Source organism: Ruegeria sp. R8_1, from assembly GCF_017743815.1.
GTDB lineage: Bacteria > Pseudomonadota > Alphaproteobacteria > Rhodobacterales > Rhodobacteraceae > Ruegeria > Ruegeria lacuscaerulensis_A.
Genome location: NZ_JAGHRL010000001.1, coordinates 378,729 through 392,738, shown reverse-complemented (window position 1 = coordinate 392,738; position 14,010 = coordinate 378,729). Strand labels below are relative to the sequence as shown.

Here is a 14,010-nt window from a genome sequence, read left to right as displayed (position 1 = left end):
GGATGTCGGTTCACACAATACCTCGGCAATCGGAGACTTGGCGAAAACCGGACTGCCAAGCAAGCAAACAAAGCATGCAAATCGGATGTAAGAAAGACATGTCATGAAGCCAATGTAACAGCTTCATGACAATACGTATAGACAAACGATATGCGATTAGCTTTCGCGGATGACGGCCTCAAACTCGCGCCATTCGCGGGCGGTCATGCCCGAATTTTCCTGCGTCACGGCCTCTCCGGCCAGCATTCGACGCAGGCTGTCGACCATCTGCGCCGACAGATTCACCGCGCCCAGACGATAATCTTCGAAGGCTTTATAAGCAAAAGGCACCCAATCGGCGACGATCTTGCACATCATATCGGCATATACCCGGATTTCGTACTGCGCATGTGGGTCGGCCCGTAGACGCAGGAAGTGGAACAGGTTGTGCAGGTCCACCTTCCAATACCACTGGGTGTAGATATTCGCCGGAAGGTTCATCCGCGCCAGTTCACGCGCCAGACCCTGCTGACCGTCCTGACTGATCATCGCCTCGTAATTGTCATAGCACCGGGCACTGTCGGCCTTTAGCATCTCTAGCACGCGCGCGGCTTCTTCGCCCTGCAGCGCGTCGCCCCGGCCCTGGTTGTTCACTTCGGATTGTGCCGCGACATGGTCGGGCGCGGGGATATAGAACTCGCGGTCCAGAATCGAGTAGCGCGCCGAGTATTCGTTCACATTCGCCGTACGATGCCGGATCCATTGCCGCGCCACAAAGACGGGCAGTTTCACATGCAGCTTGATCTCGCACATTTCAAAAGGGGTCGAGTGCCAGTGACGCATCAGGTAGCGGATCAGGCCCTCATCATTCTGTACGGATTTGGTACCCTTGCCATAGGACACACGGGCAGCCTGACAAATCGCCGCGTCATCGCCCATATAGTCGATCACACGCACAAAACCGTGGTCCAGAACCTGATGCGCGGTGTACAGGTGATCCTCCATCCCCGGAGCAACAACACGACGCGTTTGATACGATTGCGCCCGTTGCGCTTCGATCTCGGTCAGTTGGTCAGAGGACAGCGGCATGAAATTTCCTTTCCAGCGAATGAGTCGCAGACCACTATATATCGGCAAAACCACGACAGGAACCGCGATATGTGCGCTAACTTGCGCAAACTCTAAATTGTGTCCGCAGGGCCTCTCGACAGGTGCAGTTCGCGCGCTAAGGTGCTGGACATCACCTGCACAAAAAAGGAATCCGGAATGGGGCTGACATACCTGCACACCATGGTCCGCGTTAAGGATCTTGAGAAATCCATGGCGTTTTATGAACTGCTGGGGCTGAAAGAAACCCGTCGGTACGAAAGTGAACAAGGGCGGTTTTCACTGATCTTCATGGCACCTCCGGGGCAAGAAGATCGTCCGATCGAGCTGACATATAACTGGGATGGCGACGACGGATTACCTGGCGATAGCCGCCATTTCGGTCATTTGGCCTACGGGGTCGATAATATCTACGAAATGTGCCAGCTGCTTCAGGATAATGGCGTGGTGATCAACCGGCCGCCGCGCGACGGGCGTATGGCGTTTGTGCGCTCGCCAGACAATATCTCGGTCGAGCTTTTGCAAAATGGTGAGGCGCTGGACCCCGCCGAACCCTGGGCCAGCATGGAAAGCACCGGCCACTGGTGATCCGCTGGCTGGCAACCTTGGGCTTGGCCGTATTGGCCAGCCCCTTGCGGGCCGAGACCTGTCGGCTGGCGCTTGCCTTGGCGATGGACATATCGACCTCGGTAGACGCAACCGAAGACACGCTGCAACGGCAGGGCCTGGCCGCGGCTCTTGTGGCGCCTGAAGTGACCGAGGCGTTTTTCTCATCGCCAATGCCCGTGGCGCTGGCCGTCTATGAATGGAGCGGGCGCAGCACGCAGCGGGTCATTCTGAATTGGTCGATGATCCGTACACGGGCGGATTTGCTGGCCGCAGCTACGACGGTGCAGCAGTCGGTGCGATCCGACAGCGGATCGGCCACGGCGATGGGATATGCGTTGGCCTTTGGCGCGACACTGATGCAGCAAGCCCCGCCCTGCCTTTTCCAGACCATTGATCTGTCTGGTGATGGGTCGAACAATGACGGGTACGGGCCGGATTCGGCCTACCGCCACTTTCCGTTTCAGGACGTCGTGGTGAACGGGCTGGTCATCAACGCTGCTGATTTCGAAGGCGAGCTGTTCCTAATCCCGTTTTTCGAGAACAATGTCCTGCATGGCCCCGGCGCTTTTCTTGAAGTGGCGCAAGGGTTCGAAGACTTCGAGCGCGCCATGCGCCGGAAGCTTGAGAGGGAATTGCAGGGCCTGCAAATCGGCGCTTTGTCCGGTGAAGCGCCAAAATGATCCGGTACCTTGCCGCTGTCGCAGCCTTTTTGGGAACACCCGCCCTGTCTGAGTGCAGACAGGCTCTGGCATTGGGTCTGGATGTCTCTGGCTCGGTCGATAGTGCCGAATACAGGTTGCAACTCGGTGGTCTGGCCGCTGCCCTGCAACGACCCAAGGTCAAGCAACTGCTTCTTTCGGGCCTTGGCCCTGCGGTGCGGCTCGCCGTATTCGAATGGAGTGAGACCAGTCATCAGCGCATGCTGCTTGACTGGACAGAAATCCGATCCGACGAACAACTCGCTGGCATTTCAAACCTGTTAAACTCGGTGACGCGCAGCTCGGCGCCCCAGGGGACCGCAGTTGGATCGGCAATGCTGTTTGGTGCTGAATTACTATCCCAACAGCCCGAGTGCTGGAAGCAAACGCTGGACCTTTCTGGCGACGGAAAACACAACATTGGCCCTCACCCCCGCGAGGTGAAACAAGCACTGCAAGCCAGCGGGATCACCATCAACGGTCTGGTTATCGGCCCCGATGACGCCAATGTCGGGGACAAGCGCGACATACAGATCAGTGAGTTATCCGCTTACTACAATGCCTGGGTCATTCTGGGCCCCGACGCTTTTGTCGAGGTTTCCGTCGGGTTCGAAGCTTATGAGGATGCGATGACCCGCAAGCTAATCCGCGAGCTTGAGGGTTTGGTCCTGTCCGACGCCGGACCATACACCCGACCCTGATCAGTAAATATAACGGATCTGGTCCGTCCAATAGCGTTCAACCCGACGGAGAGAGGTGGTGATGTCCTCGATACCCTCAAGCCCCAACACGCCACGTGACTGTAACCCATCGGCGTGACGAGCGAACAGTTCGGACACTGTGTCACGAATTTCGCGCCCACGCGGCGTCAGACGCACACGGACCGAACGGCGGTCAATCTCGCAGCGCTGGTGGTGCATATAGCCCATCTCGACCAACTTTTTCAGGTTATAGCTGACATTGCTGCCCTGGTAATATCCCCGGCTTTTCAGCTCACCTGCCGTGACTTCATGATCTCCGATGTTGAAAAGCAGCAATGCCTGAACCGCGTTGATTTCAAGTACGCCGACACGTTCGAACTCATCCTTGATGACGTCCAAAAGCAAACGGTGCAGCCGTTCGACAAGGGCAAGCGCCTCAAGATAACTGGTCATGAAGCCCTTGGCCCCGTGCGCGGAGACCTGCATTTCCATACTCATCCGATCCTCCGATTCAATCGCGCTGTTTCAGGCAGAATGAATCGAAAAACCGAAAATTCAGTTAAACCGTCTTTTTCTTTATTTCTGAAATGTTTGTGCGATATCAGTTATCAGATCCCCGAACCGCTCTGGGGCGGCGACCTGCCCAGTCACCCATTGATACAGGTCCTGATCATTTTCGTGCAACAGCGCGTCATAGGTTTCCAACCCAGCACTGTCCATCGCCGCCAAATTGCGTTCGGCATACGCCTGCAGGATCAGGTCCATTTCCTTGATCCCTCGGCGCATGGAGCGCATTTTCAGTCGCTTGATCTGAACGTCACGCGGCTCGGTCATTGATTTCGCTCCAACATCAGGCGCACGCGTTTCTCCAACTTGGCGGCCCGTTCGGCGCTGGCCCGCATCTCGCCACGGATGGCGCGCAACTCGGTCACGACTTCAACAAGCTCAGGCGCGTTTTCCACCACTTCAACCGGCGCATCCATACCGTCACCCTCGCCAGTCAAAAGCCACATGATCGAGACGTTGATCATTCCGGCCATCATCGACAAACGGTTGGCGCGCGGCTCAGACAGGTCGTTTTCCCAAGCAGCGATCGTGGCTTTCTTGACGCCAAGCCGCCGCGCAAGCTGCGATTGCGTCATACCTGCCGCTTCACGCGCGCCTGCCAGACGGTCGCCAAAAGTTGCTGATTCCGGGCCGTACCAGTCGCTTTCGTCGTTCATTCGCGTCTCCAATTCCACTGTGCATATCGCTTGATCGTCATTCGGGCGCACCCTATGACAGACAGGTTGAACATACAAACCGAGGCCGATCATGAGTTTCCTGTCTGCGACACTGTCACGCGTAAAACCATCACCGACCATCGCAATGACAGCGAAAGCCGCCGAATTGAAGGCCGCAGGGCGCGATGTTATCGGACTGAGCGCGGGCGAACCCGATTTCGATACGCCGCAGAACATCAAGGACGCGGCTGTCGCCGCCATTGCCGCGGGGAAAACGAAATACACCGCGCCCGATGGCATCCCCGAGTTGAAACAGGCGGCTTGTGCCAAAATGAAACGTGATCACGGGTTGGACTATTCGCCCGCCCAGATCTCGGTAGGTACCGGCGGCAAGCAGACGCTGTATAACGCCTTGATGGCCACCATGAACGACGGCGATGAGGTAATCATCCCAGCCCCCTACTGGGTCAGCTATCCCGATATGGTTCTGCTGGCAGGCGGTACGCCGGTCGTTGTGGAAACAACCTTGGAAAACCAGTTCAAGCTGACGGCCGAACAGCTTGAGGCCGCGATCACGCCGAACACCAAGTGGTTCATCTTCAACTCTCCGTCCAACCCTACCGGTGCGGGTTACAGCCGGGCCGAGTTGAAGGCGCTGACCGATGTGCTGATGCGCCATCCGCATGTGTGGATCATGTCGGATGATATGTATGAGCATCTCGCCTATGACGGGTTCGAATTCTGCACCCCTGCCCAGGTCGAACCGGGCCTTTATGATCGTACGCTGACTTGCAACGGTGTGTCCAAAGCCTATGCCATGACCGGCTGGCGGATCGGCTATGCGGCCGGCCCGGCCGAGTTGATCGCAGCGATGCGCAAGATCCAATCGCAGTCGACCTCGAACCCTTGTTCGGTCAGCCAATGGGCTGCGGTCGAGGCGCTGAACGGCACGCAGGATTTTCTGGCCCCCAATGCCAAGACATTCAAACGACGCCGCGATCTTGTGGTGAAGATGCTGAACCAGATCGACGGCATCACTTGCCCCACGCCCGAAGGTGCTTTTTACGTCTACCCTTCGATCACGGGTCTGATCGGAAGAACAACCCCGGCAGGTACCGTGATCGCATCGGATGAGGCATTTGCCACAGCGTTGCTGGAAGAGGCTGACGTTGCCGTTGTTTTTGGTGCCGCGTTTGGCTTGTCTCCGAATTTCCGTGTCAGCTATGCTACATCGGATGAGGCGCTGACCGAGGCTTGCACCCGCATCCAAAATTTCTGCGCTGCACTGACCTGAGCCCGGAGGCCGTATGGCGACTGAACTGCCCGAATACTATTTCCGTATCCGCGAGAATGGCGCGGCGGTATTCCGGATCGACACGGAAAACCGCCAGCAGCGGATCGAGATGGACCAGATCGCCGTCATCAACATCCGAAATGGCGAGATCAAACCGCAAGGCCAGCGCACCCTGACCGAAGCCGACCAAGCCGAAATCGCGCGCTGGATGGAGGCGCGCAAGGCCCTGCTGGCCCAGCGCGACATGGATGATATCCACCGGGCCGTGGATTACCTGAACCTGACGACTCAGTGGGCCCAGTCCAAAGCATCCGATGATCAGCTTGAGGATGTGACCGACAGATTGTTGATGGCCATGCATGACCTGCGCAGCGTCCTCGTGCGCAAAAAGGCGGATCGACTCAGCAAGGGTTAAGCCGTTACCGGTACAGACCGAACCGAGCGCATCCAGAACCGGGCCATCAGCAGCACCGCCGCAAAAGCCAGCCCCAGCACAAGGCCCAGCCAGACGCCGATCCCGTCCATCCCCCGGACAAAGCCAAAGTAATACGACGCTGGAATGCCCACGACCCAATAGCTGAGCCCCGCCATTAACATCGGCACTTTGGCGTCCTGCAAACCACGCAACAGGCCCAGCGCGATCACCTGCGCGCCATCGACCAGTTGGAACAGGGCCGCCATGGCCAGCAACCCGGTGCCAATCAACAGGATTTCCCCCCGCTGCGGATCGTCTGTTTCCATAAACAACGAGATCAACGGCTCGGCGCAGGTCAGGAACAGGATGACGGTCAGCACCGACATCACCAAAGACATGCCCGTTACGGCAATCGCGCCTTTTTCCAGATGCGCCCGATCCTTGCGGCCCAGCGCATTACCCGCTCGGATCGTGGCCGCGTTCGACAGGCCCAGATGCACCATGAACGTGGCCGAGGCCAAATTTAGCGCGATCCCGTGCGCCGCCAGCGGCACCTGACCCAGCCACCCCATCATGATCGCGGACATCGCAAACAAGCTAACCTCGGCCAGAGTAGTCAATCCGATGGGCACGCCCAGACGCAGGACGCTGAAGAAGAACTCCCAATCCGGGCGCCAGAAACGCTGGAACAGGCTGTGTTCGGGCAAGACACGCACCGCATAGATCACCACAAAGACCAGCGAAACGATCTGTGTAACCACCGAGGCGACGGCGGCGCCGATCACGCCCATCTCGGGCGCGCCCCAGTTCCCGAAGATCAGCGCATAGTTAGTTAGGCCGTTGACCACGGCGGCTGTGACCGTAATCCAAAGAACGATCTGGGTCCGTTCCAACGCGGCCAGATAAGACTTCAAGACCATCACGATAAGCGCCGGGAACAGACCCCACCCTGCAACCCGCAGGTACTGGGAAGCCGTTCGCGCAACATCAGGGTCCTGATCCAAAGCAATCAGGATCGGGTAGGACCACCATAGCAACGGCATCATAAGAGCCGCATAGATCAGTGACAGCCACAATCCCATGCGGGTCGAGCGGCGAACACTCGTCTCGTCCTCTTCCGCAGCGGCCGTGGCGACGATAGGCATAACGGCCCAGCCGAACCCGGCCCCGAACAGAAACAGCACGAAATAGTAGCTGCTGGCCAAGGTTACAGCAGCCAAAGCCTCTACCCCGTACCAGCCCAGCATGATCGTATCGGTCAGGCCGATCGCGAACTGCGCCAGATGCCCGCCCACCAACGGCAGGCCGAGCACGGCGATGGCCCGGAAGTGGCCGCGATATGTCATCACCTTATTCATTGCCCCAGCCTTATGCCCGGCCAGAAGCCGGGACAAGACCAGATCAACGAAATTCCAAGGTGAGACTCATTGTCAAGAGCCGGTAATCAGCTTTGAATGGCCTTTTCAAGCGTCCGGATGCAGAGACGTACCCAGTATGTGCTCGGACCGATGGATCACGTGATGTGCCTGCCCGACGATCAGCGGATCCGGGTCGCCCACGATATCATGGTTCTTGCCGGGATAGTCCAGCGTCGACAGAAAGTGGCGCATCGTGTTCAGACGGGCGCGTTTCTTGTCGTTGGACTTGATGATCGTCCAGGGCGCATCGGCGGTATCGGTGTAGAAGAACATCGCCTCTTTCGCCTCGGTGTAGTCGTCCCACTTGCTGAGGCTCGCCTTGTCGATCGGCGACAATTTCCACTGTTTCAGCGGGTCGGTTTCACGGCTTTTGAACCGGCGCTGTTGCTCTTCCTGCGTGACTGAGAACCAGTATTTGTAAAGTTGAATGCCCGAGCGCACCAGCATCCTCTCGAAATCCGGGGTCTGGCGCATGAATTCCAGATACTCATTGGGCGAGCAAAAGCCCATCACCCGCTCAACGCCCGCGCGGTTGTACCAGGAGCGGTCGTAAAACACCATTTCGCCCACGGTCGGCAGTTCCTGAATATAGCGCTGATAATACCACTGACCCTTTTCTTCCCAGGTAGGTTTGTTCAACGCGACCACACGGGCCTGACGCGGGTTCAGGTGCTCCATGAACCGTTTGATCGTGCCACCCTTTCCAGCAGCGTCGCGGCCTTCAAACAACAACACAAACCGCTGCCCCGTCTCTTGCGCCCACAGCTGAACCTTCAACAACTCGGCCTGCAACTCGGCCTTTTGTGCCTCATAGGTCTTGCGGGCCATCTTGCGGCCATAGGGGTATTTGCCGCTTTCAAAGGCCAGACGAATTTTTTCGGGACTTGGCGCTGCAGAGGCGGGCACCACAGTAACGGGCGTTTCTGTCTTTTCTATCTGTGCCGCTGTTTCCATTCAGTTTCTCCTTGCTAAGCTTGTTAGATGAAAGGCTAACAGGGACCGGCACTTCGCGCTTTGATTGGTGTCAAATTGCTGTATCTTAAGTGCTCTGTATTTCGATTTCAGACCATAGGGTTAGCCCCATGAACAGCAGGTTTGTCACGCTCAACGGTCAGCCGTTTTTTCTACGCAGCTGGGGTGATCCCAGTTTGCCCACGCTGCTGATGCTGCACGGCTTTCCAGAATATGGCGACGCATGGGCCGATCTGGCACTGCACCTCGCCCCGCACTACCATTGTGTTGCGCCCGATCACCGCGGTTACGGGCAAAGCTGGGTGCCGGAAAGCGTCGGCCACTACACCCTGTCCAACCTGGTGTCGGACATGGCCGCACTGATCGAAACGCAGGGCGGGCCCGTAACGGTTCTGGGTCACGATTGGGGGGCTTCGGTGGCCTATGGCCTAGCTATGTTTCGGCCCGAACTGGTCGACCGCCTGATCATCGCGAACGGAGTTCATCCGGTTCCGTTTCAGCGCGCCATGGCGGCAGGAGGCCCGCAGTCCGCAGCCTCGCAATATATCAATGACCTGCGCGCCGAGGACGCAGCCGATCGTTTTTCAGCCAATAACTTCGCCCTGCTTGAACGTTTCTTCAGATACGGCATGGGGTTGGATTGGTTGTCTGATCATCAGATGCAAGACTATCGCACCGAATGGGCTCGGCCCGGTCGGTTGAACGCTATGTTGAACTGGTATCGCGCTTCTCCTTTGGTGGTGGCTAAACCGGGCGAGCCTTTGACGGACCTGCCCGAGTTTCCGGTAGAGCGCCTGATGGTCCGATGCCCGCATCTGCTTCTTTGGGGACCGGAGGACAAAGCGCTGCTGCCAGAGGCGACCTCTGGGCTTGAAACCTTCGCCCCCGACCTGAAGCGTGTCGACATTCCCGGCGCAGATCACTGGCTGCATCACCAACGACCTGACGCAATGGCGCAGGCAATTCTGGACTGGAGCGGCGCTTGACGGCCTAGCGATGCCCCCAATCCGCCGGGTCCTCGGAGTTGTTGGGCGATAGTCCCAAAACATCCCCATCGGTGTCGCACCCCAGCCCCAAAACAGTGCGGTTGGCATACGAGAAATAGGCGCAGACCTGATTAATCTCGAGTATCTGGCCGTCATCCCACCCCACCGCGCGTAACGCGTCGATATCTGCTTCTGTCATATCCGCCGGAGCCTGAGTCAACATGCGCGCATAATGCATCGCCGCGACCTGCGCGGCATCCAAAGGGGCGGTATCTGGCGCTTTGGCCTCAATCGCTGCGCCAATAGCTTCTGCGCGTGCAGGATCGTCCAGCAAACGCTGTAGACCACTGAAGTGATGCTCGACACAGTATCCACAACGGTTCAACGAACTGACCCAGACGCCCAGAACCTCGAGAAACCATTTCGGAATGGTGTTGGCCGAATGGTGCAACACGTTTTTGTACAACGCCATGTGGCCTTCCATCGAATGCGGGCGCAGGGAATGCACCATCATGATGTTGTCAACGTTGTTCCCCGGCCCGGTGACCCGTTCATACAGTTTCTTCAATCGACCTGTTGCCTGCTCGAAGGGCACCGTCTTGATCCAACTCATTCCACTTCCTTACGATTTTGGTCGCGTCAATCCCAGATTGAGTTGTTACCGGCGATGCCCCAGGAGGCAAGCTTCGATTTCAAAGGTGTGGTTAATCCATTTGTCCGACAAAAGTCGTGGCCGACAAAGGCATCACCATGTCCTCTGACCCAAAACGCTGATCCAATGCCTTTGCCATTTCCACCGCGACCTCCTCGGGATCGGCACCGCCGCGCTCTTTTATTTCGTCCACCAAAGGGTTTCCGAAAACCAAAGCGCGCGAGAATGCCGCGGGATCCAGGATCTTTTTACTCAACCGTATCGTCTGGAATGTCACGTTGTGCCAACCGGCGGCGGACAAGTCAGCCAATACGGCCTGCGGGTCTCCGTAGTGAAACGGAACTTGGTAAAAGCCCGGAGGGTCGTCCGGGAAGACCTGCGCAACAACGTCCTGAGCCATCTGCGAAACCGGGTTTTCAGCCATAGAACTCCAGACATTAAAAACGTAACGCCCTCCGGGTTTCAGCACGCGCGCGGCCTCGCGGAACGAGGCGACTTTGTCGGGAAAAAACATCACGCCAAACTGACACACCATCAAATCGAACTTTGGTGTTTCGAATGGCAGTTCCATCGCGTTGACAACGTCAAAACGAACGTTTTCCGAGCTAGAAAACTTAGTCTTGGCAACATCCAACATCGGCGCGTTCAAATCAGTAACCAGCAGGTTTGCTGCTGCAGGCAGCTGATCTCGGAGCATTCTGCTGACTATGCCGGTTCCGGCTGCAAGTTCGACCACTTCGCTAGCGGGTTCGCTGCAACATGTCTCGACCAAGTGTTGTGCGTAATCGACAAAAATATTTGGTCCAAGACCACTGTCATAATATGTCGGAATGTCACCAATAAACTCTGCGGAATTTGTGGTCATCCAATTGCCCCTAGTTGATGAAAAATACAAACTGTCCCCATCTTAGTCGAAAACAGGCCATATGCGAAAACCTGCGTGATCCTCGCATTTTTCTACAACACTTCGCGCCCCTCTTCCCCCGGACCACATCACCTGCCATAATGGATAAAACTCAAAAACAAGAGCAGCACCGATGCCCGACGATCTGTTGACGCCTGAAGCGACTTCCACCTATGACGCCTCCTCGATCGAGGTGCTTGAAGGGCTGGAACCCGTTCGCAAACGCCCCGGCATGTATATCGGCGGCACGGATGAGCGCGCGCTGCATCACATGGTGGCCGAAATCCTCGACAACTCGATGGACGAAGCGGTCGCCGGTCACGCCAACCGGATCGAGGTCGAGCTGCACGAAGATTACGCCCTGACCGTCCGCGACAACGGGCGCGGTATCCCGATTGATCCGCATCCGAAGTTCCCCGACAAGTCCGCGCTGGAGGTCATTCTGTGTACCCTGCACGCGGGTGGTAAATTCTCGGGCAAGGCCTATCAGACCTCGGGCGGTCTGCATGGGGTTGGGGCCTCGGTGGTGAATGCCCTGTCCGATTCCATGGTCGTGCAGGTGGCGCGGGACAAGACGCTGTTCGAACAACGCTTCTCGCGCGGGATTCCCTTGGGACCGGTCGAGAAAATCGGTGCGGCCCCCAACCGGCGCGGCACCACCGTAACGTTCCACGCCGATGCGGAAATCTTTGGACAACATAAATTCAAACCCGCGCGTCTGTTCAAATCGATCCGATCCAAAGCCTACCTGTTCTCAGGCGTGGAAATCCGCTGGAAATCCGCCATCGACGACGGCGAAACCCCGACCGAGGCCACGTTCCACTTCCCCGGCGGCCTGTCTGATTACCTCAAAGAGACGATGAACGGCTCATCCACCTATGCCGAGCAGCCCTTCGCAGGCACCGTGGACTTCAACGAGAAGTTCGGGACACCGGGCAAGGTCGAATGGGCAATCAACTGGACGCCCTCGCGCGATGGGTTCATCCAATCCTACTGTAACACCGTCCCCACGCCCGAAGGCGGCACCCATGTGGCGGGGTTCTGGGCCGCGATCCTCAAGGGGATCAAGGCCTACGGCGAGCTGATCAACAACAAGAAGGCCGCGCAGATCACCCGCGAAGACCTGATCACCGGCGGCTGCGCGCTGGTCTCATGCTTTATCCGCGAGCCGGAATTCGTGGGCCAGACCAAAGACCGTCTGGCCACGGTCGAGGCGCAGAGGCTGGTAGAGAATTCGGTCCGCGACCATTTCGATAACTGGCTGGCCGCGGACACGAAATCTGCCGGCGCGATCCTCGACTTTGTGATACTCCGAGCCGAGGAGCGTCTGCGCCGACGAGCCGAGAAAGAGACACAACGCAAATCCGCCACTAAAAAACTTCGTCTTCCCGGCAAGCTGGTGGACTGTAGTAGTTCAACACGCGACGGCACCGAATTATTCATCGTCGAGGGCGACTCGGCCGGTGGCTCGGCCAAAATGGGGCGGGATCGCAAGACACAGGCCCTGCTGCCCCTGCGCGGCAAAATCCTGAACGTGCTGGGCGCGGCCAGTTCGAAACTGGGCACCAATGCCGAGATCAACGATCTGACCCAGGCGCTGGGTGTGGGCCTTGGCACCAAGTTCAACGTCGACGACCTGCGCTATGACAAGATCATCATCATGACCGACGCGGATGTGGACGGCGCGCATATCGCGTCCTTGCTGATGACCTTCTTCTTCACCCAGATGCGGCCGATGATCGACGCGGGCCACCTGTATCTGGCCTGCCCGCCTCTGTATCGCCTGACCCAGGGCGCCAAACGCGTCTATTGTCTGGACGAGGCCGAGCGCGACGAGTGGCTTGAGAAAGGTCTGGGCGGCAAGGGCAAGATCGACGTGTCCCGCTTCAAAGGTCTGGGCGAAATGGACGCCAAGGACCTGAAAGAGACCACGATGGACCCGGCCTCTCGCAAGCTGATCCGCGTCACGATTGACGAGGACGAACCCGGCGAAACCGGCGATCTGGTCGAGCGTCTGATGGGCAAAAAGCCCGAACTGCGGTTCCAATACATTCAGGAAAACGCGCGGTTTGTGGAGGAGTTGGATGTTTGATCGACAGAGATTAGCTCTGCATTGAACAGGAACCTGCGTTTTCGATGGCAAGCGCGCTTTTACCGAATGGTAGGGATTGTCTGACTGGAATCAGCTATAGGTTGCCGGTTAAGATTATTGCGGAGTTTCGAGTCACTTATTAAATCTTTTGGCAAACAAATGAAAACGTTACGAAAAATTATTGTGACGGCTGCACCATCACTTGTATTGGCTGCTTGCGGGTTTGCGGTTTCTGCAGAAGACAGCCCCATTGACGGATGGGGGATTTGCCGCGCCAACGAAAGTTGCTTCATTGAATTCGACCACTTAGCCAATCAAGAAACCGATCCGTTTCTTTTTTTGGGAAAAACTGTGGATAGCGTGCATCCTCAATGGAAGAGATATCGAAGAGCTTTGCGGCGTTTCCCTGATGTCACGAGCTGTCTGATTGAAAGCGAACGAGAGAAAAAAGAGCCGAACCTGCTCAAGTTGGATTGGGAAAAAGTTGGCACGGGTTCAGGAGCAGAAGTGTGCGTGTTTCGCGTCGCAAGTAGCCTTGGGACCGCTGATCGCACCTTAAAATGGCTAGAGTATCAGAGGTTTCGATTTAGTGGACTTAATAGGCGCGGGTCTCAGAATTTCCAGCCGCACTTCGACACTCAGCCGATTTACCAAGTAACCGCCCGCTGGACTATCGAGCAGTATAGAGAGACTAATCCATCCTGGCTTTCGTCGCTAACGGGCTATGAATTGATATACGAATACCGGTTGATTTTGAACTTTGATCAGCATTTGAGAATTTCGGGAGTAGGTGTCAGCACCCCGACGAAATTAAACTGACGACGTTCCAACCCATCCACACCATCAAAATCCTCGCGCCTACCCATGGGGCGGGTCGGGCGCGTGCCTTATGCTTTGCATCAAGCAATCTGTGGATAGCGCGAACCATCTCGGGACACGCAGTCAAACCCCTTGCCTAAC

The 14,010-nt window shown here is 57.1% G+C and carries 16 protein-coding genes; 8 read left to right on the top strand and 8 right to left on the bottom strand.

The window, feature by feature from the left end; translation table 11 throughout:
• Positions 1 to 156: 156 nt before the first annotated feature.
• Positions 157 to 1,068, bottom strand: coding sequence for an FAD-dependent thymidylate synthase (gene thyX / locus J7380_RS01965; protein WP_209194248.1), 912 nt, complete (start codon positions 1,066 to 1,068; stop codon positions 157 to 159).
• Positions 1,069 to 1,245: 177 nt separating this feature from the next.
• On the opposite strand from thyX, the gene J7380_RS01960 reads away from it, so the two are divergent.
• The 3 genes from J7380_RS01960 to J7380_RS01950 are packed head-to-tail and all read left to right on the top strand — an operon-like array spanning position 1,246 to position 3,094.
• Positions 1,246 to 1,674: a VOC family protein gene (locus J7380_RS01960; RefSeq protein WP_209194247.1), complete on the top strand. Its 429-nt coding sequence runs from the start codon at positions 1,246 to 1,248 to the stop codon at positions 1,672 to 1,674.
• On the top strand, positions 1,671 to 2,375 hold the full coding sequence (locus J7380_RS01955; protein WP_209194246.1) for a DUF1194 domain-containing protein: 705 nt from the start codon (positions 1,671 to 1,673) through the stop codon (positions 2,373 to 2,375). The genes J7380_RS01960 and J7380_RS01955 overlap by 4 nt, the downstream gene beginning before the upstream one ends.
• On the top strand, positions 2,372 to 3,094 hold the full coding sequence (locus J7380_RS01950; RefSeq protein ID WP_209194245.1) for a DUF1194 domain-containing protein: 723 nt from the start codon (positions 2,372 to 2,374) through the stop codon (positions 3,092 to 3,094). The genes J7380_RS01955 and J7380_RS01950 overlap by 4 nt, the downstream gene beginning before the upstream one ends.
• Here the strand turns inward: J7380_RS01950 and J7380_RS01945 are convergent, their stop codons facing one another.
• The 3 genes from J7380_RS01945 to J7380_RS01935 form a co-directional block, all read right to left on the bottom strand.
• Positions 3,095 to 3,592, bottom strand: coding sequence for a winged helix DNA-binding protein (locus tag J7380_RS01945; protein ID WP_170354630.1), 498 nt, complete (start codon positions 3,590 to 3,592; stop codon positions 3,095 to 3,097).
• A 78-nt stretch (positions 3,593 to 3,670) separates the two neighbouring features.
• Positions 3,671 to 3,928, bottom strand: a complete 258-nt coding sequence (locus J7380_RS01940) for a succinate dehydrogenase assembly factor 2 (protein ID WP_170354631.1) — start codon at positions 3,926 to 3,928, stop codon at positions 3,671 to 3,673.
• Positions 3,925 to 4,317, bottom strand: a complete 393-nt coding sequence (locus tag J7380_RS01935; protein ID WP_209194244.1) for a helix-turn-helix domain-containing protein — start codon at positions 4,315 to 4,317, stop codon at positions 3,925 to 3,927. The genes J7380_RS01940 and J7380_RS01935 overlap by 4 nt, the downstream gene beginning before the upstream one ends.
• 91 nt (positions 4,318 to 4,408) lie before the next feature.
• Between J7380_RS01935 and J7380_RS01930 the strand changes: the two genes are divergently transcribed.
• Positions 4,409 to 5,611 carry a pyridoxal phosphate-dependent aminotransferase gene (locus tag J7380_RS01930; RefSeq protein WP_209194243.1) on the top strand — a complete coding sequence of 401 codons (1,203 nt, stop codon included), beginning with the start codon at positions 4,409 to 4,411 and terminating at the stop codon, positions 5,609 to 5,611.
• A gap of 13 nt (positions 5,612 to 5,624) precedes the next feature.
• Positions 5,625 to 6,026 (top strand): hypothetical protein, encoded by a 402-nt coding sequence (locus J7380_RS01925; RefSeq protein WP_209194242.1) that lies wholly within the window; start codon positions 5,625 to 5,627, stop codon positions 6,024 to 6,026.
• On the opposite strand, the gene J7380_RS01920 is transcribed toward J7380_RS01925, so the two are convergent.
• Positions 6,023 to 7,384 (bottom strand): MATE family efflux transporter, encoded by a 1,362-nt coding sequence (locus J7380_RS01920; protein WP_209194240.1) that lies wholly within the window; start codon positions 7,382 to 7,384, stop codon positions 6,023 to 6,025. The two genes, J7380_RS01925 and J7380_RS01920, sit on opposite strands and share 4 nt — an antisense overlap.
• A 105-nt stretch (positions 7,385 to 7,489) precedes the next feature.
• The gene (ppk2, locus tag J7380_RS01915; RefSeq protein ID WP_209194239.1) at positions 7,490 to 8,398 is read right to left on the bottom strand and encodes a polyphosphate kinase 2; all 909 of its coding nucleotides are present in this window, start codon (positions 8,396 to 8,398) and stop codon (positions 7,490 to 7,492) included.
• Positions 8,399 to 8,526: 128 nt separating this feature from the next.
• Between ppk2 and J7380_RS01910 the strand changes: the two genes are divergently transcribed.
• Positions 8,527 to 9,402 carry an alpha/beta hydrolase gene (locus tag J7380_RS01910; RefSeq protein ID WP_209194238.1) on the top strand — a complete coding sequence of 292 codons (876 nt, stop codon included), beginning with the start codon at positions 8,527 to 8,529 and terminating at the stop codon, positions 9,400 to 9,402.
• A gap of 4 nt (positions 9,403 to 9,406) precedes the next feature.
• Here J7380_RS01910 and J7380_RS01905 read toward each other — a convergent pair whose 3' ends face one another.
• Together J7380_RS01905 and J7380_RS01900 are read right to left on the bottom strand one after the other, a co-directional pair.
• Complete coding sequence (locus J7380_RS01905) at positions 9,407 to 10,015, bottom strand: peroxidase-related enzyme (RefSeq protein WP_209194237.1); 609 nt, start codon at positions 10,013 to 10,015, stop codon at positions 9,407 to 9,409.
• A 91-nt stretch (positions 10,016 to 10,106) separates the two neighbouring features.
• Positions 10,107 to 10,919, bottom strand: coding sequence for a class I SAM-dependent methyltransferase (locus tag J7380_RS01900; RefSeq protein WP_209194236.1), 813 nt, complete (start codon positions 10,917 to 10,919; stop codon positions 10,107 to 10,109).
• A gap of 172 nt (positions 10,920 to 11,091) precedes the next feature.
• Between J7380_RS01900 and parE the strand changes: the two genes are divergently transcribed.
• The gene (parE, locus tag J7380_RS01895; protein WP_209194235.1) at positions 11,092 to 13,050 is read left to right on the top strand and encodes a DNA topoisomerase IV subunit B; all 1,959 of its coding nucleotides are present in this window, start codon (positions 11,092 to 11,094) and stop codon (positions 13,048 to 13,050) included.
• A gap of 159 nt (positions 13,051 to 13,209) precedes the next feature.
• The gene (locus J7380_RS01890) at positions 13,210 to 13,869 is read left to right on the top strand and encodes a hypothetical protein (RefSeq protein ID WP_209194234.1); all 660 of its coding nucleotides are present in this window, start codon (positions 13,210 to 13,212) and stop codon (positions 13,867 to 13,869) included.
• Positions 13,870 to 14,010: the final 141 nt, after the last annotated feature.